Source organism: Photobacterium sp. SP02 (assembly GCF_038519165.1).
Classification (GTDB): Bacteria; Pseudomonadota; Gammaproteobacteria; order Enterobacterales; family Vibrionaceae; genus Photobacterium; species Photobacterium halotolerans.
The window spans coordinates 1-1,990 of the sequence record NZ_JASJOJ010000131.1; the positions used below are offsets into that span (position 1 = coordinate 1).

A 1,990-nucleotide genomic window follows, 5' to 3' on the forward strand; every position below is an offset into this window, starting at 1 on the left:
GCGTCAAAGACACAGTCTTTAGGTAAGGAGGTGATCCAGCCCCAGGTTCCCCTAGGGCTACCTTGTTACGACTTCACCCCAGTCATGAACCACACCGTGGTAAACGCCCTCCCGAAGGTTAAGCTATCTACTTCTGGTGCAGCCCACTCCCATGGTGTGACGGGCGGTGTGTACAAGGCCCGGGAACGTATTCACCGTGGCATTCTGATCCACGATTACTAGCGATTCCGACTTCATGGAGTCGAGTTGCAGACTCCAATCCGGACTACGACGTACTTTGTGGGATTCGCTCACTATCGCTAGCTCGCCGCCCTCTGTATACGCCATTGTAGCACGTGTGTAGCCCTACTCGTAAGGGCCATGATGACTTGACGTCGTCCCCACCTTCCTCCGGTTTATCACCGGCAGTCTCCCTGGAGTTCCCACCCGAAGTGCTGGCAAACAAGGATAAGGGTTGCGCTCGTTGCGGGACTTAACCCAACATTTCACAACACGAGCTGACGACAGCCATGCAGCACCTGTCTCACGGTTCCCGAAGGCACTCCTCTATCTCTAAAGGATTCCGTGGATGTCAAGAGTAGGTAAGGTTCTTCGCGTTGCATCGAATTAAACCACATGCTCCACCGCTTGTGCGGGCCCCCGTCAATTCATTTGAGTTTTAATCTTGCGACCGTACTCCCCAGGCGGTCTACTTAACGCGTTAGCTCCGAAAGCCAGAATTCAAGATTCCAACCTCCAAGTAGACATCGTTTACGGCGTGGACTACCAGGGTATCTAATCCTGTTTGCTCCCCACGCTTTCGCATCTGAGCGTCAGTCTTTGTCCAGGGGGCCGCCTTCGCCACCGGTATTCCTTCAGATCTCTACGCATTTCACCGCTACACCTGAAATTCTACCCCCCTCTACAAGACTCTAGCCTGCCAGTTCCAAATGCGATTCCGAGGTTGAGCCCCGGGCTTTCACATCTGGCTTAACACGCCGCCTGCATGCGCTTTACGCCCAGTAATTCCGATTAACGCTCGCACCCTCCGTATTACCGCGGCTGCTGGCACGGAGTTAGCCGGTGCTTCTTCTGCAGCTAACGTCAAGAATGCGCGCTATTAACACACATCCCTTCCTCACTGCTGAAAGTGCTTTACAACCCGAAGGCCTTCTTCACACACGCGGCATGGCTGCATCAGGGTGTCCCCCATTGTGCAATATTCCCCACTGCTGCCTCCCGTAGGAGTCTGGACCGTGTCTCAGTTCCAGTGTGGCTGATCATCCTCTCAGACCAGCTAGGGATCGTCGCCTAGGTGAGCCGTTACCCCACCTACTAGCTAATCCCACCTGGGCCAATCTTAGCGCGCGAGGCCCGAAGGTCCCCCGCTTTGCTCCGTAGAGATTATGCGGTATTAGCCATCGTTTCCAATGGTTATCCCCCACACTAAGGCATGTTCCCAGGCATTACTCACCCGTCCGCCGCTCGCCGCCCAACAAATCACCCGAAGGGTCAATGTTGTCGCTGCCGCTCGACTTGCATGTGTTAGGCCTGCCGCCAGCGTTCAATCTGAGCCATGATCAAACTCTTCAATTAAAGTTTTGTTGCTTCCCGTAAGAGAAGCGGCTCAGTGATTACTGATGTTTCAACCGAAGTTGAAACGAATTGACTGTGCCGGTAACCCTTTTATAAAAAGTGCTACCAATTGGTCACTCAGTTCACTGATAAATCTTTTATGACTGTATCATTGTCGAGTGCCCACACAGATTGCATGGTCAAATTGTTAAAGAACGTTGACTTTCAATGCGTTAGCACTGTGTGCTTCCGCCAGTCAGGACGCGTATAATACGCTTCCCTCGCTTCAAGTCAAGACAAAATTTTCATCTTCTTTCACCCCGGTCAGTCCCGGTCTGAAAGCCAAAAACTCTGTGTTGACTCCGCTCACACCCGCAGGTGGAGAGCGAAGAAAAAGCCCGTCGCCGGACGGGCTTTTCAAAAGGGGAGCCTGGCG

Annotated in this window: 1 rRNA gene; it reads right to left on the reverse strand. The window is 53.1% G+C overall.

Annotation, left to right across the window (positions count from 1 at the left end):
* Window positions 1-23: 23 nt before the first annotated feature.
* Window positions 24-1,575: ribosomal RNA gene (locus P0Y67_RS22545) — 16S ribosomal RNA — on the reverse strand.
* Between the last annotated feature and the right edge of the window lie 415 nt (window positions 1,576-1,990).